A 17,937-nucleotide genomic window follows, 5' to 3' on the forward strand; every position below is an offset into this window, starting at 1 on the left:
CATGTCGAAACATCCATCACGTCGATGGGATGTCCCCTACGGGCTCGGCTTCCGGGGCCAACGGGGGTGCGGCCCGGATTCGCCGCGCTCCCGGACGGGGAAGAGTCTCCGACATGGAGAGTCAGCTGACCATCGTGTTGCCGGTCGCCGCCGTCTGGCTGGCCGCCGGGGTCCTGGCCGACCGACTGCCCCGGCTGCGCGACGCGCGTGCGCTGCGTCGGCGTACCGGATGGTTGCTGGCGCTCGCGCTGGCGGGCGTGGCGCTGGTCGCGGCCGTGTCCATCGGCGGGCTGCTCAGCGCCGGCACCGCGCCAGTCGACCGGGCCGGCACCGGGCTCACCCTCGCCACCGGCCCGGCGCTCGTGGTGGCCGTCTGCTCCGTACGACGGATCCGCCGCCTGCGGGCCGGGGCCGGGGCGTTCGACACCGCACCCGGGACACCCGCCCCGCACGGGCTGCGCGCCGCCGCGGCGCACCCGCTCATCGGGTTGCCGTTGCAGGCGACCGCCCTGGCGACGGTGCCGGCGGTGATCGCGGCGGCCGGCGCGGACCTCGGCGCCGACCCCGGGGTCACCGGGCCGGCGATCACCGTCGGCGCGCTCGCGGTGGCCGCGATCGGCGTCCGGCACGCGCTGCGGCACAGCCGGCTCACCGAGCGGGCTCAGCCCGCCGCGCCCCGGTCAGCGCGAGCGGCCGGACCCCTGCACGTATAGCAGTTCGAGGATCGCGCGGGTCGCCTCGAACCAGCGGTCCAGCCAGCCCGGCGGCGGGATGCTGCCCTTCGGCGGCAATTCCAGCAGCAGGCCGCGCAGCAGCGGGTGGTCGGCCAGCGAACCGGTCGGCTCCATCGGCCAGCCGGTCGGCGGGAACGACGGCTCGACCAGCGGGTTCGGGTCCAGCGACGGCAGCGAGAGCGGCGCGTCCGCCGCCTCCTGGGCGGTCGCCTCCCGCCCGTCCAACTCCTGGTCGGTCGAGACCACCTCGGTCAGTACGGTGTCCCGACGCGCCCCGCGGTACTTGCCACCGAACCGCTCCGGCTTGCCCGGACCGTTGGTGAGGTTCTCTGAACCGATCGTCGTCATCCGTCTCGCCTGCCTCGCTCGGGTGCGGGTCGGTGCGGCGGGTCGTCGACCAGCGCCGTACCGACCGGTTCAACGAGGCGGACCCGCTGTGGCGACGGGAATCCCGGCGGAACCTCGCCGAGCCCGGCCGTTCGCTCCGGGCCGGCGGCGTCCCGGGACACGGAGGGTCCCCGCCCGGTCGGGACCGGACGGGGACCTCGACTACTCACTCGGTCAGACCGAACCCAACACACCATCCCTGGTGCCGGCGACGAAGGCGTGCCAGTCGCCGGGAGCGAAGACCAGGGCCGGGCCAGTCTTGTCCTTCGAGTCCCGCACTCCGACCGCCCCGGTCACGTACGCCACCTCCACACAGTTGTCGCAGTTCGGCCCGCTCTTCGAGCTCTTGAACCACGTCGCCTGCGTCAGGTCCACGGGGAACCTCTTGGTCGCCATCTCGGCTCCTCTGCCAGTTTTGCGATGTGTGCGATGGACTCCTCTGGACGAATGGCCGCAGCGCGGATGTGATCGAAGATGAAGCTGTACTTCTGCAGTTCGTCGCTCTTCTCAAGGAATAGCCCACCCGTGGCGTTCTCCGCGTACACGACATCCGGATCACCGGGCTCGGGGAAACTGAGGATCGTGAAGGTCCCGTCCATGCCGGCGTGCGCACCCACCTCGAAGGGGAGGATCTGGAGCGTCACGTTCGGCAACTCGGCCACCTCGACCAACCGCCTGAGCTGGCCGCGCATCACCTCGTCCCCGCCCACCGGCCGACTTACCACCGCCTCATCGAGCACCACCCACAGATCGACCGGATCGTCCTGGGTCAACAACGACTGACGGCCCAGACGGACACGCACCCTCTGGTGTACCTGATCGGCGGTGAAGTCCGGACGGGCGGCTCGGATCATCGCCCCGGCGTACTCCTCGGTCTCCAACAGGCCCGGAACGACCTGCTGTTCGTACGCCCGGATCGAACTCGCCGCCGCCTCCAGCCCGACGTACGCACCGACCAGCACCGTGCTGTACGGGTGCCACCAGCCCTTCTGCCGCGCCTCCCGGGCGATCTGGACGAGTTCGTCGCTCTCGGCACCCACGACGCCGTAGATCCTCAGCATGTCCCGCACGTCGCGCGGGGTGGCCGTGGTGTGGCCCGTCTCGATGCGGGAGATCTTGGACGCCGAGCACTCCAACTGCTCGGCGACAACCTCGATGGTGATCCCGGCCGACTCCCGCTGCCGGCGCAGCTCGGCGCCGAGCCGCCGCCGTCGGATCGTCGGGCTGCGCCGCTCACTCATTGCGCGACCTCGGTGTCTCTGGTCCTCGCCGCTGGTTGCTCGACCCCACTCTCGGGCTACCTCCGGTCGACGCGCCACTGGCTGCCGCTCACCGGGGGCGCGACCGTCGACCGGCGAGCGTTCGCGACGAGGGGTGGTGCCGGTCATCGGCCGGCCGCGACGGGCGAAACCGGCCCTCAGTGTGCCGTCCGTACGCGGATGGCTTCAAGCGCCGCTTTGCGCGGCGAACTCACGTATCGGCAAAAGTCGACGTGCAACTTGCATGAAGCACGTCGCTGATGCAGTCTGTCCGTATGGCACGGATCACTCAGCGTCTCCGTCCGCTCTCCGGGTGTGGTGACCCCACCGACTCCGGATGGCCGGGCGGGGCGCGGGCCCGGCCGGCGCCACTCAGACCTGCGCCGGGGTGATGACCCCACCGCTGCAAGCCAGCTGACTGCGGCGGTGGGCGCGGTTCCCGGAAGCAGTCCGGTGATGGTCGGGTGGCGGCACGCCACCAGCGGGTACGGCCCGGCCACCATCACGCACCAACCGGTCCACGAGGCGCGATCCCGTCACCGGGCCGAGACATCCCAGACCAGTCACCCGCCGGCACGACGCCGGCTCTCCCTCCCCAGGAGCCCATGTGCTTCCCCGCTCCGGTGACGTTCTGCACGTGACTCGCGCGGCGAGTGTCCAGTTCCTCAGGCCGATCATGTTCCGGGTGATCCGGGTGCTCGACTGGCCGACCTACGACGGTTGGCTCTGGCTCGACGGCTACGAGCTCAACGCCGCCGGCGATGCCGTCAGCCGACGGTCGATCTTCGTACAGCGGGAAGGGCTGCAACAGGTGCAGGCCGCGCCGGAGCCCCGCCCGCACACCGTACGGACCCGACGACCGGTCGCCCGTACGCCGGTCAGAGTCGGCTGACCAGCGCGAACCGCCGCGGGTAGGCGTGCCGTCGCCATAGAATCGGTACGCCCACCCCGGCATGTTCCACCGCACGTCCAGGACCCTGAGCCTGGGATGGTCATGGTCAATCAGCCCGCCGTGCGGCGGCACCACCGCTCCCGTATCACCTACGCTCTCGGACTGCTCGCTCTCCTCGGCGCCGTGACCACCATGGTGGTCCTGGTCCGCGACCCGGCGTTGTCGTCCACCCGGCTGGCCGTTCCGGTGCCGGCCCCGGAGATCACCGTGGTCGACGCCGACCCGCCAGCCGACGATCCCGGCTGGATCAGCGCCGACGACTCCGACGGACGCGTCGGAGCGTCCGGCCCGGCCGCCGGTGCCGGTGCCGGTGGTCAGTCCGACGGACCGCAGGAACTCAGCGACGCCGCGCCGGCCGGGCACCCTGCCACGGACGTCCGCCGTTCGCTGTTCTGGTCCGGGATCTTCGGCCTCACCATCTCGCTCGCCGGCCTCGGCCTCGTCGGCACCCGTCGCCGGATGTGGTGAAGATCGGTCACGGCGTGGTAGTCACCGTCGGGCTCGGGCTGGTCCGGCTGGTCGCGGTCGAAGGCCGCGCCTGGGAGATCACCAGCAGCACCTCCTCGTCGGTCCGCACCGTCGCGCCGGCCTCCGGATCGGTGCTGACCACCGTCCCCGGCGGCAGCTCGGACGGGCGGTAGACCACTCGGTAGCTCAGGCCGAGCCGTTCCAGCAGCCCTTGGGCGGTGGCCTGCGGCAGGCCGGTCAGCGGCGGCACCGGTATCTGCGCCTCCCCGGTGGTCGCCGCCGGGCTGCTCGGCGTCGCGCTGCTGGGCGCCGCCGAGGTCGGGGCGCTGCTGCTGGGCGCGGCGCTGGCACTGGCACTGGCCGGCGGGACAGACGGCGTCGCCGGTTCGTCGGGGTCGTCGTCCCGGGCGTTGAGCACCACCCACAGGGCTGCCCCGAGCAGCCCGGCGAGCAGCAGAGCGAGTACGCCCCAGAGGATCGGCAGCCACCAGCGCCGGCCACCCTGCTCCTCGACGTACCAGTCCGCAGTCGGTTCGGCCGGTCGGGGCGCGCGCACCTCGGCCCGCCCGGACCACGGCGGCGGCGTCGACCGCTCCACCGGCATCCGCGCCGTCCGGTCGCCCGACGGCCCCGCGGCGGCCCGGTCGATCGGCATCGTCTCGTCCGGCGACCCACCACGACCACCCGAAGCGGCCCGGTCGATCGGCATCGTCTCGTCCGGCGACGCGGTGCGGTCCGGCGGCTGCGGCCGGTTGCCGCCGGAGGGCGGCAGGGGGCGGGTGCGGTCGTCCTCGGGCTCCCCGGCGGGCGGCTCCTGGCGGTCGTCGCTCATCGCACGTCCTTTCCCGAACCGGGCGGGCGCCATGGCCCTCGACCGTCAACCTAACCGCCCACGTCGACATCGCCCGGTATCGGTGCCGCGAACCGCGTGCCGCAGTCGGGTCAGCTGGTGTCCGACGGGGCAGGTCGGGTGGGTCGACGCCGCGAAGCGGTGCGGGTCAGAGGGTGGGCTTCACGATCGGCTGGCTCGGCGGGGCCGCCGCCCCACACCAGATGCTCACCTCGTCGTTCCAGCGGGCCGGGCCGTCCTCGGTCGGCTCCTGCCGGCTGACCTTCCCGCTGCGCCCGCTGCGGTAACGCGGGTAGAGCCCCTCCTCGACCAGCTCATCGGCCGCCTCGGCGCAGTCGTCGCCGACCACGTCCGGCACCTCGGCGGCGGGGGCCGGACCGGCCACCTGCAACTGGACGGTGGTGCCCCGGGCCACCTCGGTGCCCACGGCCGGCGAGGCGCTCTCCACCGTGCGGCCGGTGCCACCGCCGAAGACCAGACGCCAGCCCAACCGCTGCTTACGCAGCATCTCGCGGGCCTGCACGAAGTCGGCGCCGACCACCGGTGGCACGGTCAGCCCCGTCCCTTTCGTCGCGGAGGCGGTCGTCCGCGGGGCGGACGGCGTGGTCCGGCCGGCGGTCGGCCGGGACGAGGTGGCCCGGTCGGTCGGCGTACCGGCCGTGCTGGCCACCGCCTGCGGGTTCACCGGAGATTCGCCATCGTCACCGGCCAGCAGCCAGCCACCGGTCGCACCGACCACGGCCAGCAGCACCGCGACCAGCCCGCCACCGAGCAGCACGCTGGCCCGGCTTCCACCGCCGCCGGCCTGGCCGCCGGCGGAATCCTGCCGACCCGTGTTCGCGTCCGTCATACCGCCCACCGCCTCATGACCGGCGACCGTACCGTTAGCCGCCCATCACGTTGTGCCGACGGTCCATACCGGCGGGTCACTACGACTCGCCGCACCGACGACGGGACGTTACGCTGCCCGGCATGGCCAGACGGGGCTGGGGAGTATCGATCGTGACGGCGATCGGGGTCGCTGCCGGCGCGGGCGCCGCGCAGCTCGGCTTCGGCTACGGGCTCGGCGTCATCACCTGGACGCCCACCGACGCCGGGGCCAACGACACGGCCTGGGCGGATGGCCTCGCCTGGGCCAGCTGGCTCGCCGCCAGCTCGACCGTGCTCGGCGCGGTCTGCGCGCAGCGACTGCACCAGCGTGCCGTACCCCCAGCGGTTGACCAGCCGGCCACCGGCGCCGAGCCGACGGCACCCGCCCCGGCGACCGAGGCGGCGCTGCCGCAGCCGGCGGCGCTCGACGAGGGACGGCCGGCCCGGGTCGAGGGCACCGACGCGGCACGGGCCCGGCCGACCTCGGCGGTCGATCGATCGGCACCGGTGGCCGACACGCCGCCCGACGAGCCCGGCAGCCTGTTCCGCAGGCTGTCGCTGGCGCTCGGCGCCGCGCTCGGTGGACTGGTCACCGTGCTGCTGGTCGCCGTACCGGCCCGGGTCGCCGCGGGTGCCGACACCGGCACGCCGCAACGGGTCGCCGCCCTGCACGCGGTGCTGGGCATCCTGATCGGCGTGTTCGTCGCGCTCTGGGCGCTGCGCTCCCGCACCGCCGCGCTGAACGTCACCGCGACAGCCGCCTGGCTCTGGCTGCTCGCGGTGGTCTCGGTCATCGACGGGGTACGCGTCGGGCGCGGGCTCACCGGCGCTCAGCTCGGCACCTGGCAGCTCGACCCGGACCACGCCCGGTACTGGATCGGGGGCCAGCTCTACTGGCCCGGCGCGCTGCTGGCGCTCGTACCCGCGCTCCTGATCGGTGCGCTCGCCGCTCGGGGCGCCGCGCGGTCGGACGGGCACCGGATCGGCGCGGCGGCCTCCGGCGCGGCCGGTCCGCTGCTCGTCGCGCTCGCCTACCTGACCACCGTGCCGCGCTGGGTCACGCTGGGGCCCGCACAGTTCTCCACCCAGCTCATCGCCCCGTACGCGGTGATCGCCGGCGTCGGCGGCTCGGTGCTGGCCGCCGTCCTCGCCGAGCGGGCCGGCCGCAGGCGCGCCGCCCACCGACGGTCAGCCGCCGCCGACACGCAGCCCGCACCGACCGCCCCGATCGAGCCCGATCCGGCCACCCGTCCGGGCGCTCGGATCGACAGCACCGCGGCCGGCGCGACCGGACCAACTCCGCGCGACCGGGCGACCGGCGCTGGGCCGGACGGCGACGGGCCGGCGACGGACACCTCGACCGGTACGGCGCCTCGGCGCGGCAGGACCGCGACCGCGACACCCGTGACCAGGTCGGCGGCCCGGTCGGGCGACGCAAACGCCGCACCCCGGGTGCCGGCGCCTCGGCCGTCCCCGGACGACACGGCTGTGGCCGAACCCGCCACCACCGGGGCGACCGAGGACCCGGCACCCCGGCGTGCCCGTCCGCCCCGCAGGGGCACCCGCCCCACCGACTGACTCCCGGTCCGATCCCGCCGGCGGGTTGCGCTCAGTCGACGGGCCAGGTGTGGACCGGTTCGTTGGAGCGCTGGAGTTCCGCGTAGCGCTGCACCATGTGGTGCAGGGCGGCGCTGCGGTCCATGCCCCGTTGGCGCTCCGCCGCCCAGACCGCCTCGGTCTGCCAGACGGCGCCGTTGCGGCCGGTACGACAGCGCTGCTCGATGATGCCGAGCAGCCGGTCCCGCTGCGCCGGGTCGACGCCGAACCCGTCCAGGCCGGTCGCGGCGACGGGCAGCAACTGCTCCAGCACCAGCTTGGTGACCGGCACGTCACCGAACCGGGGCCAGTGCAGCACGGCGTCCAGACCACGCCGGGCCGCCGCGTGGAAGTTCTCCTCGGCCGAGCTGAACGTGAGCTGACTCCAGATCGGCCGGTCCGCCTCGGCCAGGCCACGGACCAGCCCGAAGTAGAAGGCCGCGTTGGCCAGCATGTCCACCACCGTCGGACCGGCGGGCAACACGCGATTCTCCACCCGCAGGTGCGGGCGGCCGTTCATGATGTCGTAGACCGGGCGGTTCCAGCGGTAGACGGTGCCGTTGTGCAGCCGCAGCTCGCCCAGTTGGGGCACTCCGCCGGCGTGCAGCACCTCCACCGGGTCCTCGTCCTCGCAGATCGGCAGCAGCGGCGGGAAGTACCGCACGTTCTCCTCGAACAGGTCGAAGATCGAGGTGATCCACCGCTCACCGAACCAGACCCGGGGGCGTACGCCCTGAGCCTTGAGCTCTTCCGGGCGGGTGTCGGTGGCCTGCTTGAACAGGGCGATCCGGGTTTCGGCCCAGAGTTGGCGGCCGTACAGGAAGGGCGAGTTCGCTCCGACCGCCACCTGCACCCCGGCAATGGCCTGGGATGCGTTCCAGTAGTCGGCGAAGCTGTCCGGCGCGACCTGGATGTGGAACTGGAGACTCGTGCAGGCCGCCTCGGGGGCGATCGAGTCGGTGTGCGTCTGCAACTGCTCGACGCCACGGATGTCGAGTTCGATGGCCTCGCCCCGGGCGCCGACGATCTGGTCGTTGAGCACCCGGTAGCGCTCGTTGGTGGAGAGATTGTCCTCGACCAGGTGACCCTCGGTGAGGGTGGGCAGGATGCCGACCAGGACGATCTTCGCGTCGGACTTGGCCGCGCGCTCGTCGGCCCGGGTGAGACTGCTGCGCAGGTCGTGTTCGTAGTCGGCGAGACCGGCGCCCTCGATCAGTCGGGGCTCGGCGTTCAACTCCAGGTTGAACTGCCCCAGCTCGGTCTGGAACAGCGGATCGGCGATGTCGGCGAGGATCTCCTCGTTGCGCATCGCCGGCTCGGCCCGCGAGTCGACCAGGTTCAGCTCGATCTCCAGGCCGGTCATCGGCCGGTCGGCGTCGAACCCGAAGTCGTCGAGCATCAGGGCGAAGACGTCCAGGCACCGCCGGACCTTCTGCCGGTAGCGGACGCGGTCCTCCCGGGTGAAGGCGCCCTGTGAGACGTCCCTGCCCATGTGTCCTCCCGACAGCCGGCGCGGTCGGGATCCTGCCGTCCCGGAAAGCGCATTGTGAACCATCCACGTTAAGAGCGCTCGCCTGGCCGGGGCCAGAGGCCGACGACGGTGATCCGACGCTGGCCGGAGCGGATGCGCTCGTGGCGCCATCTCTACCCCGTCGCTGCCGCGCCGGACCCCTTGGCGGTGCCAACAAGTCGTGACAAAACACACGCGCTCGGTACGGACGACGCCGGGCCCGCGCCGACGTGCGGCGCGGGCCCGGCGTGCCGGTGATCCGTGGGATCAGGCCTGGCGGACGGCCTCGCCCTCGATCTCGATCTTGATCTTCTTGCCGACCAGCACGCCACCGGTCTCCAGGGTGACGTTCCAGGTCAGGCCGAACTCCTCGCGGTCGATCTCGGTGCTCGCGGAGAAGCCGAAGATGTCCTGGCCGAACGGGCTGCGACCCACGCCCTCGAACTCGACCTCCAGCTCCACCGGACGGGTGACGTCCTTGATGGTCAGCTCACCGGTGAGCACGAACTCGTTGCCGCGGCGGGACTTGACGCCGGTGCTGCGGAACTCCAGGGTCGGGTACTTCTCGGCGTCCAGGAACTCGGGGCTGCGCAGGTGCGCGTCCCGGTCGCCCTGGGTGGTGTCGATGCTGGCAGCCTGGATGGTGGCGACGACCGAGGACTGCAGCGGGTCCTCGGCGACGGTGATGGTGGCGGTCGCCTCCTTGAACTCACCGCGGACCTTGCTCACCATCATGTGCCGGGCGACGAAGCCGACCCGCTTGTGCGCCGCGTCCAGCGCGTAGGTGCCGGCCGTCGGGATGGTGAGGCCGTCCCAGTCGCGGGTAACCGCATCGGTGCTGCTGGTCATGCTGGTGTCCTCCAGAAGATTGTTTAGTAGCCCAACGACTGCTTGAGCAAATATAACCGCAACAACATTCCCTCTGTCAAGGACTGGTAGGGTTAACGAGTGACCAACGTGTTCGACGACCCCCGGATCACCGCGGTTGGCCTCCTCTACGAGGTCCACGCCGGGCTCTCGGCCCGGTTCGCCGCCCAATTCGAGGAGCACGACCTCTCCGCGGTCGAGTTCGAGGTGATCACCCGGCTGGCCCGCTCACCCGGCAACCAGCTGCGGATGACCGACCTCGCCGCGCAGACGTCACTGTCCACCAGCGGGGTGACCCGCGTGGTGGACCGGATGGAACGCGACGGGCTGCTCACCCGCCGAGCCTGCCCGAACGATCGCCGCAGCTCGTACGCGGTGGTCACCGCGGCCGGCATGCAGCGGCTCGACGAGACGCTGCCCGGCCATCTGCGGATCATCGAGCAGTGGTTCACCGGCCAGCTCGACCCCGAGGCTCTGGCGGCCCTGCTCGACGGCCTGCGCCGAGTGCGGGACGCCGTCCATCCCGGTGCCACCGCGGGCAGCACCGATCGGGAAATGGCCGACGACTGCGACCCGGCCTGACCGCTGACACCCGGGCCTGACCAACCGTGGCCACCCGACCTGACCGACGGCGGCCACCCGGGTCGCCTGCGGCGGTCGAGCCTTATCGTCGGCGGCGGTCGAGCCGTGTCGGGGCGACGTCCGGGCGGTCGACCGAGGCGTACGGCGGGTGCCGGCAGCACCGGCAGAAAGACCGGCAGAACTGACTTTGCAGACCGGACAAACCTCTTGAAGAGCACCTTCCACCCCGGCAGCGGTGGCAGTCTTTCGTCCACCGGGGAATCACCGGGGGGTGACGGCGCGGGCGAACAGCGAGGGGTAGCACCAAGGGGGCTCTTCGCTCGCGCCACTCTCCATCGGGCCGGCCACCGGCGGGCGCCCAACTAGCGCTCGACGGACCCGCCCCGCGCGGCCATCAGCGCATAGAGCAGCCCGGACTCCTGCGGCAGCAACCGGATGCCACTCTCCTCGCAGACCCGGTCGAGACGATCGAGGACCGCCGGGTCCGACGTGCTCGCGGCGAGGCCCACCAGCGCCTCCACCACGTCCCGCCGATCGTGACCGGCCTCGGCAGCGGCGGCGAACCACTCCGCCGCCAGTTCCCGGTCACCCCGGTGCAGCGCCAGGTTCCCCTCGATCAGCGCACAGATCCCCGCCTCCGGCCCGCCCCAGGACAACACCGTGTCGTCCGAGCGCGGTCGCGGGAGTCCGACCCGCTCCACCCACTGCTGGCCCGGCACGACAACTGTCGCCTCGGCGCCCCCCGCGCGCAGCTCGGTGAGCACCTCGGTCGCCTCCGTGGCACGCCCGTCCTGCGCGAGCGCCAGCCCGACCGTCCCGAGCACCCGCCGCCGATGCCCCGGGTCACCCAACTCGAACAGTGCCGACGCCGCGCGCCGGCCCTGGTCGACGGCATCGGCGTACCGGCCCTCCAGGCGGGACACCTCGGCCCGGTTGGCCCAGGCCAACACCCGCAACCGCTGCTCACCACCCTCGGCGGCGAGCCGGTCCACGGCAGCCAGCCGGCGGCGTGCCGCGCCCAGGTCACCGATCCGGATCTCGTGCCAGGCGAGGCTGTTCTGCGCCACGGCCAGCTCCCGGGTCCGCCCGTTGCGGGCGGCGACCCGGAGCACCGCCTCGGCCTGCTCCCGGGCCTCGTCGTGCCCGCCGACGGTGGTCAGCAGCGCGCCGAGCACACTGCGCGCCTCCAGCTCGCCGGTCACGTCGCCGGCCTGCCGGAACGTCTCCAACGCGGCCCGCGCCGTCGGCAACTCGTCGACCTCGGCACCGTGCTCGGCGGCGAGCCGGGCCACCCCGAGGCTGGCCCAGCCACGCAGGATCGGGTCCGCGTCCGCGGTACGGGGGTCGGCCAGCAACCGCCGCAGCCACTGCCGCCCGGCGACATCGCGCCCCCGGAAGCGCCACCAGCGGGGCAGGCAGGCCGCCAGCCGGAGCGCGGTCAGCGGGTCGTCGGTGGCCGCGTGGGCCAGCGCGGTGCTGATGTCGCTGCTCACCTCGTCGAGCCGGTGCACCGCGTCGAGCATCCGGGGGCCGGCCAGTTCGGAGGCCGTCCGCGCCACGAGGCGGGCGACCACCTCCGCATGCCGACGCCGTACGCAGGTCAACTCACCACTGCCCACGGCCTGCTCGATGGCGAAGTCACGGACCGCGTCGAGCAGGCGGAACCGGAACGGTCCGGTGCCGCGAACGCTCAGCAGGCCGAGCTCGACGAGGCGGTCCAGCAGCGGGACCGGATCGATGGCGACCGTACCGTCCCGGTCGGCCTCGTCGGCGAGCATCTCCTCGGCCAGCTCCACCGACCACCGGTTGCCGAACATGGCGAGCCGCCGCAGCGCGTCGCGCTCATCCGGCGCGAGCAGGCGGTAGCTGGTCGCCACCGCGTCGCGCAGGGTCACCGCCACCGCCGCCCGGGTGGCATCGGTGGCATACGGGCGGCGGGTGGCCGCCTCCGGCCCGTCCCAGCGGTTACGGGCCGCCGGGTCGGTCGAGGTGGTCAGATCGAGCACGCGATCGCCGTACCGATCGAGAAGTTCGGTGAGGTCGAGCAGCCGGCCCCGGGCGGCCATCAGCTCGATGGCCAGCGGCAGGCCGCCCAGCCGACGGACCAGGGCGGCCAACGCCGGCAGCTCGTCCGGAGTCGGCGGCTCCCGACGGACCTGGGCGAGCCGCGCGATGAACAGCGCGACCGCCGGCCACGAACCGAGCGTGGCCGGCCCGGAGTGCTCGGCGTCCGGCGGCGGCACCTCGAGCGGTGCGACCGGCCAGACCCGTTCGCCGGGCAGCCCGACCGGGTGCCGTCCGGTGACCAGAACCCGCAACGACGGCAGCACGATGCCCAGCCGGTGCAGCGTCTCGGCCACCGGGCCGGGAGCGCGCTCGACCGCGTCCATGACCAGCAGTGCCGGCCGGCCGGCGAGCCGGGCGACGAGCTCCGGCAGCCGGGCCGCGCCGAGGACAGTCATCGTGGCGGCGAGCACGTCCGGTCCGTCCGAGCCCTCGCCGACCAGCACGCCGGCCACACCGCCCGGATGTGCGCGGGCGGCTGCGTGGGCAACGGCGAGCGCGAGCGCGGTCTTGCCGACCCCGGCCAGCCCGACCAGGCTCACCAGTCGGGGGCCGCGTTCCGCGGTCAGCATTCCGGCCAGCTCGGTGACGTCGCGGTCGCGCCCGATCAGGGCGACCGGCGGTGGGAGGGCCACCGGAGCGGCGGCCCGGGCGGCTCCGGCCGTCGACGTGACACCGGCGCCAACCCCGAGCGTGCCCGAGATGACGTCCGGCCGGGGCGACTCACCGCCGGCGGCGCCGCGGGCCGTCGCCAGGAACGCCGCCCGGGTCGCGCCGGCCAACTCCAACGCCGTGGCCAGCAACTCGACGGTGGTGCGCTGCGGCCGGACCGACCGGCCGCGCTCCAGGTCCCGCACCGTCCGCACGCCGACCCCGGCACGGGACGCCAGCTCCGCCTGAGTCAGGCCGGCCGCGCGCCGGTGCGCACGGAGCAGCTCCGGCAGCCCGCTACGACCGGCCGGGCTCCGCGACCGATCATGCTCCGGAGTCATGGCCACGAAGAGTACGGATCGACTCCGACCATCGGCAGTCGAACGTCGGTCTGCCGACGTCCGCTCGCCGAAAATCCGACAGCCGAACGGCTGGCCGGCCCACGACGGCAAGCCGGCCTCAGACAGCAAGCCGGTGGCGGGCAGGGACGGACGGAGCGGGACCGGGCCGCGTCCAGGTGCGGTGTGGGTGGTTCAGAGACCCAGGTCGCGGGCGATGATCATGCGCTGCACCTCGCTGGTGCCCTCGCCGATCTCCAGGATCTTGGAGTCCCGCCAGAACCGGGCGACCGGGTACTCGTTCATGAAGCCGTACCCGCCGTGGATCTGGGTCGCCTCCCGGGCGTTGTCCACCGCGATGGTGCTCGCGTGCAGCTTCGCGATGGCGGCCTGTCGCTTGAACGGCTCGCCGGCCAGCATCCGGGCGGCGGCGTCGTAGTAGGCCAGCCGGGCCGTGTGCGCCTTCAGCTCCATGTCGGCGATCTTGAACTGAATGGCCTGGTTGGCGCCGATCGGGCGGCCGAACGCCTCCCGCTCCTGCGCGTACTTGATCGACTCGTCGACGCAGCCCTGGGCGAGGCCGACGGCCAGTGCGGCGATCGCGATCCGGCCCTCGTCGAGGATCCGCAGGAACTGGGCGAACCCTCGGCCGCGCGCACCGAGGAGGTTGGCAGCGGGCACCCGGCAGTCGTCGAAGGTCAACTCGTGGGTGTCCGAGGCGGTCCACCCGACCTTGGAGTAACCGGGGGCCACCGTGAATCCAGGCGTACCGGTGGGCACGATGATGGTCGACAGCTCCTTGGAGCCGTCCGCGTTCGTGCCGGTCACGGCGGTGACGGTGACCAGGGCCGTGATGTCGGTCCCCGAGTTGGTGATGAACGCCTTCGACCCGTTGATCACCCACTCGTCGCCGTCCAGCACGGCCCGCGTCTGGGTGCCGGCGGCGTCGGATCCGGTGCCCGGCTCGGTGAGCCCGAAGCCCGCCAGCGCCTCGCCGCTGAGCAGCTTTGGCAGCCAGGTGGCCTTCTGCTCCTCGGTGCCGAAGCGGTAGATCGGCATCGCGCCGAGCGAGACCGCCGCCTCCAGCGTGATCGCGACGCTGGAGTCGACCCGGGCCAACTCCTCCAGGGCCAGACACAGCGCGAAGTAGTCGCCGCCCATCCCGCCGTGCTCCTCGCCGAAGGGCAGGCCGAACAGGCCCATCTTGCCCATCTGCCGGATCACCTCGTACGGGAAGGTGTGCTGCTCGTAGTGCTCGGCGATGACCGGGGCGACCACCTCGCGGGCGAAGTCCCGCACGCTCTCCCGCAGCGCCGTTTGTTCGTCGGTGAGCCGGAAGTCCATCTCATCCTCCTGTGTGGACGGCCACCCCGGCGCTCGTGACGCCGCAGGCGGATCGCTGTGGGGGTGGGGCGAGGGTCAGACCGGGGTCACGCCGTGCCGACGCCGGGAGAAGTGCCGGTCCTTCGTACGCGCGGCGGCGAAGCGGCGGACCAGCTCGCCACGCAGGTCGTGCGGCTCGACGATGGCGTCCACCACCAGCTCGCTGGCGAGCCGGACGACGTCGATGTCCTGCTCGTACTCGGCCCGCTTGGCGGCCACGAAGGCGGCCCGCTCGTCCGCGTCCTCGATCGCCGCGATCTTGTTGGCGTAGACGGCGTTCACGGCGGCCTCGGCGCCCATCACCGCGATCTTCGCGGTGGGCAGGGCGATTGTCGCGTCCGGCTCGAAGCCGGGGCCGGCCATCGCGTAGAGACCGGCGCCGTACGCCTTGCGGACCACCACGCAGATCTTCGGGACGGTCGCCTCGGAGATGGCGGTGATCATCTTGGCGCCGTGCCGGATGATGCCCTGCTTCTCCACCGCGCTGCCGACCATGAAGCCGGGTACGTCGCTGAGGAAGAGCAGCGGCACGTTGAACGCGTCGCAGAGCTGCACGAACCGGGTCGCCTTGTCGGCCGAGTCGACGAAGAGCACGCCGCCCTTGAACATCGAGTTGTTGCCGAGCACGCCGACGACCTGGCCGTCGAGGCGGCCGAACCCGATGGTCAGCTCCTTGGCCCACAGCGCCTGGATCTCGAAGAAGGAACCCTCGTCGAGCAGGCCCTTGACGTACCGCCGCATGTCGAACGCCTGCCGCTCGCTGGCCGGCACGAGCGCGGCCAGGTCGGCCTTCGCGGGCGCGGCGACCGCCGGCGCGGCCGGCGGCGCCTGGGTCCAGTTCGCCGGCAGGTACGACAGGTAGGTCTTCACCACGTCGAGCGCGTCGGCCTCGGTCTTGCAGAGGAAGTGCCCGACGCCGGACTCGGCGGTGTGCACCTTGGCCCCGCCCATCGCCTCCAGGGTGGTCTTCTCCCCGGTGACCATCTCGACCATGCGGTCGGAGCCGAGGTACATGCTGGCGTTGCCGTCGACCATGGCGACCACGTCGCAGAACGCCGGAATGTACGCCCCACCGGCGGCGCTCGGGCCGAACAGCGCGCAGACCTGCGGGATCGAACCCGAGGCGCGGACCTGGTTCCAGAAGATCTTGCCGGCGCCGCGCCGGCCGGGGAAGAGGTCGACCTGGTCGGTGATCCGGGCGCCGGCGGAGTCGACCAGGTAGACCATCGGTACGCCGGCGCCGTACGCCCGCTCGATGATCCGGATGATCTTCTCGACGGTCCGGGCACCCCAACTGCCGGCCTTGACTGTGGAGTCGTTGGCCATCAGGCAGACCTGCCGCCCGTCGATCGTGGCGGTGCCGGTGACCACGCCGTCGGCGGGCAGCCCGTCGGCGAGCGCGTTGGCGTAGAGGCCGTCCTCCACGAACGAACCCTCGTCGACCAGCAGCGCGACGCGTTCGCGGGCGAAGAGCTTGCCCTTGGCCTCGTTGGCCGCGTGGTACTTGTCCGCGCCGCCGGACCGGGCCCGCTTGCGCAGTTGCTCCAGCGCCTCACCGTCGAGCGTCACGCCGACTCCCTCGCCCGTACTGACCTGAACGATCGTTAGGCTATCGCATTCGCGCACCTCCCGGCGACCCACGACCGACGGACGCTCCTTCAAACGAAACATTGAAATCTATTAATCTCTGTGGATAGGCTCCTGGCACCCCCTCCCGGATAGGAGTCAGCGATGACCTCACGACTCGGTCGGCTCGCCGTCGCGTTTGTCGCGACGGCAGGTGCCACGCTCGGCGTCACGGTCGCCAACCCCGCGCCCGCGTCCGCCGCGATGACCATCTGCTACAACACCAGCCAGGCAGGCGCCTACGCCGGCACCGCCAACCAGGCCGCCTCGATCTGGAACAACGCCACCACCAACCTGACGCTCACCGCGAACTGCGGCTCCAACCTGCGGATCTACCAGATCACCGGCGGCGGCTCCTACGCCGTGCGGACCAGCCTCGGCAACGGCCGGGTCTACATCGACACCCAGCAGGCGGCGCAGTACAGCCCGCTGCGGATCATGACCCACGAGATCGGGCACATCCTCGGCCTGCCGGACAACTACAACGGCAACTGCGCGATCCTGATGTCCGGCGGCAGCGCCGGCACCAGCTGCACCAACCCGTACCCGAGCACCGCCGAGGCCAACCGGGTGAGCAGCCTCTTCGCCGGCACCCTCAGCGCCACTGAGCGCAGCACCGGCCGCAGCGCGGACATCTTCCGGGACAGCTGGCCGAGCGTGCTCACCCCGGTGAGCTGACCGACCTGGCACGACGAAGGGGCCGGCGAACACGCCGGCCCCTTCGTCGCGTCCTCAGCTCGGCATCGGCGTCAGCCGGGTACGCGGGCCGGCCCGCAGCACACCGGACGGAAGCTTCTTGCCGAGCAGCTCCTCGGCCAGCTCGGCCACCTCGATCAGGGCAGCCAGGTCGATGCCGGTGTCGATGCCCATGTCGTGCAGCATGTGCACGGCCTCCTCGGTGGCGAGGTTGCCGCTGGCCCCCGGGGCGTACGGGCAGCCGCCCAGGCCGCCGACGCTGGCGTCGAACTCGGTCACCCCCAGCTCCAGGGCGGTCAGCAGGTTGGCCAGCGCCGTACCCCGGGTGTTGTGGAAGTGCAGCAGCACCGGCACGTGCGCGTTGCGGTCGCGTACCGCGGTCAGCAGCTCACGGACCCGACGCGGAGTGGCCATGCCTGTCGTGTCGCCGAACGCCACCCGGTCCGCGCCGTCGCGGACCACGCGGTCGACGATGCCGGCGACCCGCAGCGGGTCGATGTCCCCCTCGTACGGGCACCCGAAGCTGGTCGCCACGATCACCTCGACCCGCGCGGACGCCCCGTGCAGGAGGTCGATCAGCTCGGCGATGTCGTCCAACGACTCGTCGGTCGAGCGGTTGACGTTGCGCCGGTTGTGCGTGTCGCTTGCCGACACCACCACCTCGATCTCGGTGAACCCGGCGGCCAGGGCCCGCTGCGCCCCCCGGGTGTTCGGCACCAGCGCCGAGTAGCGCACCCCGTCGGCCTTCGTGGCCCGCCGCCACACCTCGTCGGCGTCGGCCATCTGCGGGATCGCCAACGGGTGCACGAACGACACCGCCTCGATCCGGCGTACGCCGGTGCCCGACAGCGCGTCGAGCAGCCGCACCTTGGCGTCGGCGGGAATCGGCTCCTCGTTCTGCAACCCGTCGCGCGGCCCAACCTCGCGAATCGAAACGGAATCCGGCAACTGGCTCATGGTCACCTCGCTGTGACGTCGGATGGGGGCGGTGGTCGGTGCTGCACCCTTTGCACTGCTTCAACGGGCGCAACGGCGATCGTCCGGTATCCGGACATGCCGTGTTGCGTCCAGGTAAGCAGAGCAAAGGACGCGGGTGCCAGTGTC

General features: G+C 72.4%; 17 protein-coding genes. 6 read left to right on the forward strand and 11 right to left on the reverse strand.

What is annotated here, in order from left to right:
- Positions 1 to 113 precede the first annotated feature (113 nt).
- On the forward strand, positions 114 to 713 hold the full coding sequence (locus tag ACGGAQ_RS06595) for a hypothetical protein (protein WP_393045208.1): 600 nt from the start codon (positions 114 to 116) through the stop codon (positions 711 to 713).
- Here ACGGAQ_RS06595 and ACGGAQ_RS06600 read toward each other — a convergent pair.
- The 3 genes from ACGGAQ_RS06600 to ACGGAQ_RS06610 all read right to left on the reverse strand — a co-directional run bounded on the left by ACGGAQ_RS06600 (position 681) and on the right by ACGGAQ_RS06610 (position 2,362).
- A complete protein-coding gene (locus ACGGAQ_RS06600) occupies positions 681 to 1,082 on the reverse strand; it encodes a hypothetical protein (RefSeq protein WP_363940550.1) in 402 nt (133 codons plus the stop codon). The genes ACGGAQ_RS06595 and ACGGAQ_RS06600 overlap by 33 nt on opposite strands.
- Before the next feature lie 213 nt (positions 1,083 to 1,295).
- Positions 1,296 to 1,517, reverse strand: coding sequence for a DUF397 domain-containing protein (locus tag ACGGAQ_RS06605; RefSeq protein ID WP_393045210.1), 222 nt, complete (start codon positions 1,515 to 1,517; stop codon positions 1,296 to 1,298).
- The gene (locus ACGGAQ_RS06610) at positions 1,487 to 2,362 is read right to left on the reverse strand and encodes a helix-turn-helix transcriptional regulator (protein WP_354854929.1); all 876 of its coding nucleotides are present in this window, start codon (positions 2,360 to 2,362) and stop codon (positions 1,487 to 1,489) included. Before ACGGAQ_RS06610 ends, ACGGAQ_RS06605 begins: the two co-directional genes overlap by 31 nt.
- Positions 2,363 to 2,987: 625 nt before the next feature.
- Between ACGGAQ_RS06610 and ACGGAQ_RS06615 the strand changes: the two genes are divergently transcribed.
- A complete protein-coding gene (locus ACGGAQ_RS06615) occupies positions 2,988 to 3,272 on the forward strand; it encodes a hypothetical protein (protein WP_393045212.1) in 285 nt (94 codons plus the stop codon).
- 102 nt (positions 3,273 to 3,374) lie between these two features.
- The gene (locus tag ACGGAQ_RS06620) at positions 3,375 to 3,800 is read left to right on the forward strand and encodes a hypothetical protein (protein ID WP_393045214.1); all 426 of its coding nucleotides are present in this window, start codon (positions 3,375 to 3,377) and stop codon (positions 3,798 to 3,800) included.
- A gap of 7 nt (positions 3,801 to 3,807) precedes the next feature.
- Here ACGGAQ_RS06620 and ACGGAQ_RS06625 read toward each other — a convergent pair whose 3' ends face one another.
- Together ACGGAQ_RS06625 and ACGGAQ_RS06630 are read right to left on the reverse strand one after the other, a co-directional pair.
- On the reverse strand, positions 3,808 to 4,632 hold the full coding sequence (locus tag ACGGAQ_RS06625) for a PASTA domain-containing protein (RefSeq protein ID WP_393045216.1): 825 nt from the start codon (positions 4,630 to 4,632) through the stop codon (positions 3,808 to 3,810).
- Between the two features lie 166 nt (positions 4,633 to 4,798).
- Positions 4,799 to 5,500: a PASTA domain-containing protein gene (locus ACGGAQ_RS06630; RefSeq protein ID WP_393045218.1), complete on the reverse strand. Its 702-nt coding sequence runs from the start codon at positions 5,498 to 5,500 to the stop codon at positions 4,799 to 4,801.
- Between the two features lie 122 nt (positions 5,501 to 5,622).
- On the opposite strand from ACGGAQ_RS06630, the gene ACGGAQ_RS06635 reads away from it, so the two are divergent.
- On the forward strand, positions 5,623 to 7,098 hold the full coding sequence (locus tag ACGGAQ_RS06635) for a hypothetical protein (RefSeq protein ID WP_393045220.1): 1,476 nt from the start codon (positions 5,623 to 5,625) through the stop codon (positions 7,096 to 7,098).
- A gap of 31 nt (positions 7,099 to 7,129) precedes the next feature.
- Here the strand turns inward: ACGGAQ_RS06635 and ACGGAQ_RS06640 are convergent, their stop codons facing one another.
- Positions 7,130 to 8,608: a glutamate--cysteine ligase gene (locus ACGGAQ_RS06640; protein ID WP_393045222.1), complete on the reverse strand. Its 1,479-nt coding sequence runs from the start codon at positions 8,606 to 8,608 to the stop codon at positions 7,130 to 7,132.
- A 285-nt stretch (positions 8,609 to 8,893) separates the two neighbouring features.
- A complete protein-coding gene (locus ACGGAQ_RS06645; protein ID WP_393045224.1) occupies positions 8,894 to 9,475 on the reverse strand; it encodes a YceI family protein in 582 nt (193 codons plus the stop codon).
- A gap of 99 nt (positions 9,476 to 9,574) precedes the next feature.
- Between ACGGAQ_RS06645 and ACGGAQ_RS06650 the strand changes: the two genes are divergently transcribed.
- On the forward strand, positions 9,575 to 10,075 hold the full coding sequence (locus tag ACGGAQ_RS06650) for a MarR family winged helix-turn-helix transcriptional regulator (protein WP_393045226.1): 501 nt from the start codon (positions 9,575 to 9,577) through the stop codon (positions 10,073 to 10,075).
- A 362-nt stretch (positions 10,076 to 10,437) separates the two neighbouring features.
- Here ACGGAQ_RS06650 and ACGGAQ_RS06655 read toward each other — a convergent pair whose 3' ends face one another.
- The 3 genes from ACGGAQ_RS06655 to ACGGAQ_RS06665 all read right to left on the reverse strand — a co-directional run bounded on the left by ACGGAQ_RS06655 (position 10,438) and on the right by ACGGAQ_RS06665 (position 16,080).
- A complete protein-coding gene (locus ACGGAQ_RS06655; RefSeq protein ID WP_393045228.1) occupies positions 10,438 to 13,131 on the reverse strand; it encodes an ATP-binding protein in 2,694 nt (897 codons plus the stop codon).
- Positions 13,132 to 13,323: 192 nt separating this feature from the next.
- Positions 13,324 to 14,472: an acyl-CoA dehydrogenase family protein gene (locus ACGGAQ_RS06660; protein WP_354854910.1), complete on the reverse strand. Its 1,149-nt coding sequence runs from the start codon at positions 14,470 to 14,472 to the stop codon at positions 13,324 to 13,326.
- Between the two features lie 75 nt (positions 14,473 to 14,547).
- On the reverse strand, positions 14,548 to 16,080 hold the full coding sequence (locus tag ACGGAQ_RS06665; RefSeq protein WP_354854908.1) for an acyl-CoA carboxylase subunit beta: 1,533 nt from the start codon (positions 16,078 to 16,080) through the stop codon (positions 14,548 to 14,550).
- Between the two features lie 162 nt (positions 16,081 to 16,242).
- Between ACGGAQ_RS06665 and ACGGAQ_RS06670 the strand changes: the two genes are divergently transcribed.
- The gene (locus ACGGAQ_RS06670) at positions 16,243 to 16,815 is read left to right on the forward strand and encodes a snapalysin family zinc-dependent metalloprotease (RefSeq protein ID WP_393045230.1); all 573 of its coding nucleotides are present in this window, start codon (positions 16,243 to 16,245) and stop codon (positions 16,813 to 16,815) included.
- A gap of 54 nt (positions 16,816 to 16,869) precedes the next feature.
- Here the strand turns inward: ACGGAQ_RS06670 and ACGGAQ_RS06675 are convergent, their stop codons facing one another.
- Positions 16,870 to 17,790, reverse strand: a complete 921-nt coding sequence (locus tag ACGGAQ_RS06675) for a hydroxymethylglutaryl-CoA lyase (protein ID WP_393045232.1) — start codon at positions 17,788 to 17,790, stop codon at positions 16,870 to 16,872.
- Between the last annotated feature and the right edge of the window lie 147 nt (positions 17,791 to 17,937).

The organism is Micromonospora sp. NPDC047557 (genome assembly GCF_043205095.1).
Taxonomy (GTDB): domain Bacteria; phylum Actinomycetota; class Actinomycetes; order Mycobacteriales; family Micromonosporaceae; genus Micromonospora.

Bases quoted from the DNA above. Each gene is read 5' to 3' on its own strand.
- ACGGAQ_RS06625 (WP_393045216.1), bottom strand. From the start codon at position 4,632: ATGAGCGACGACCGCCAGGAGCCGCCCGCCGGGGAGCCCGAGGACGAC.
- ACGGAQ_RS06635 (WP_393045220.1), top strand. From the start codon at position 5,623: ATGGCCAGACGGGGCTGGGGAGTATCGATCGTGACGGCGATCGGGGTC.
- ACGGAQ_RS06605 (WP_393045210.1), bottom strand. From the start codon at position 1,517: ATGGCGACCAAGAGGTTCCCCGTGGACCTGACGCAGGCGACGTGGTTC.
- ACGGAQ_RS06670 (WP_393045230.1), top strand. From the start codon at position 16,243: ATGACCTCACGACTCGGTCGGCTCGCCGTCGCGTTTGTCGCGACGGCA.
- ACGGAQ_RS06660 (WP_354854910.1), bottom strand. From the start codon at position 14,472: ATGGACTTCCGGCTCACCGACGAACAAACGGCGCTGCGGGAGAGCGTG.
- ACGGAQ_RS06630 (WP_393045218.1), bottom strand. From the start codon at position 5,500: ATGACGGACGCGAACACGGGTCGGCAGGATTCCGCCGGCGGCCAGGCC.
- ACGGAQ_RS06655 (WP_393045228.1), bottom strand. From the start codon at position 13,131: ATGACTCCGGAGCATGATCGGTCGCGGAGCCCGGCCGGTCGTAGCGGG.
- ACGGAQ_RS06600 (WP_363940550.1), bottom strand. From the start codon at position 1,082: ATGACGACGATCGGTTCAGAGAACCTCACCAACGGTCCGGGCAAGCCG.
- ACGGAQ_RS06620 (WP_393045214.1), top strand. From the start codon at position 3,375: ATGGTCAATCAGCCCGCCGTGCGGCGGCACCACCGCTCCCGTATCACC.
- ACGGAQ_RS06645 (WP_393045224.1), bottom strand. From the start codon at position 9,475: ATGACCAGCAGCACCGATGCGGTTACCCGCGACTGGGACGGCCTCACC.
- ACGGAQ_RS06595 (WP_393045208.1), top strand. From the start codon at position 114: ATGGAGAGTCAGCTGACCATCGTGTTGCCGGTCGCCGCCGTCTGGCTG.
- ACGGAQ_RS06640 (WP_393045222.1), bottom strand. From the start codon at position 8,608: ATGGGCAGGGACGTCTCACAGGGCGCCTTCACCCGGGAGGACCGCGTC.
- ACGGAQ_RS06675 (WP_393045232.1), bottom strand. From the start codon at position 17,790: ATGAGCCAGTTGCCGGATTCCGTTTCGATTCGCGAGGTTGGGCCGCGC.
- ACGGAQ_RS06610 (WP_354854929.1), bottom strand. From the start codon at position 2,362: ATGAGTGAGCGGCGCAGCCCGACGATCCGACGGCGGCGGCTCGGCGCC.